Origin of the sequence: Dechloromonas denitrificans, assembly GCF_001551835.1 — a bacterium.
Classification (GTDB): domain Bacteria; phylum Pseudomonadota; class Gammaproteobacteria; order Burkholderiales; family Rhodocyclaceae; genus Azonexus; species Azonexus denitrificans.
In genome coordinates this window covers 1-621 of the sequence record NZ_LODL01000036.1, presented here as the reverse complement: position 1 = coordinate 621, position 621 = coordinate 1, and the positions used below count along the sequence as shown (strand labels likewise).

Annotated in this window: 3 tRNA genes; all 3 read right to left on the bottom strand. The window is 53.0% G+C overall.

Going from position 1 to position 621, the window contains the following annotated elements:
- Positions 1 to 81: 81 nt before the first annotated feature.
- The 3 genes from AT959_RS18340 to AT959_RS18330 all read right to left on the bottom strand — a co-directional run bounded on the left by AT959_RS18340 (position 82) and on the right by AT959_RS18330 (position 355).
- Positions 82 to 157, bottom strand: a tRNA-Glu gene (locus AT959_RS18340).
- Between the two features lie 21 nt (positions 158 to 178).
- A tRNA-Ala gene (locus AT959_RS18335) sits at positions 179 to 254 on the bottom strand.
- 16 nt (positions 255 to 270) lie between these two features.
- Positions 271 to 355, bottom strand: a tRNA-Leu gene (locus AT959_RS18330).
- Between the last annotated feature and the right edge of the window lie 266 nt (positions 356 to 621).

Here is a 621-nt window from a genome sequence, read left to right as displayed (position 1 = left end):
ACCCGCGACCCCCGGCGTGACAGGCCGGTATTCTAACCAACTGAACTACCACTCCAGCTTGACTGCTTGCTGCAGATACTCTGGCGTCCCCACGGGGATTCGAACCCCGGTTACCGCCGTGAAAGGGCGGTGTCCTAGGCCTCTAGACGATGGGGACCCTGGACTATCATTCCTACATTGGTGGAGGTACGCGGGATCGAACCGCGGACCTCTTGCATGCCATGCAAGCGCTCTCCCAGCTGAGCTATACCCCCACAATCTCAACAATACTGGTGCCCAGGAAGGGACTCGAACCCCCACGGAGTTACCCGCTAGTACCTGAAACTAGTGCGTCTACCAATTCCGCCACCTGGGCACAGGTGCTGAGGGCGCGAATTATAGGGACTTGGCAAAATTTTGCAATCAAAAAGTAGAATTTTTTAACTAAGGCGAGTGATAACGTCATTACAGCAACCCACACATCCTCGCTCTGAGGCCCGTCAGACCACAAGAACGATACTTGTCGCTTTCTCGTTGATTGACAAATCTACAGCAGAAAATAAGGGTTCAATTCGATGAAAAAAGCGTAAGCGCCCTATTGATGACGTCATTGACTTGAGGTGCGACGAAACGGTAGGGGGA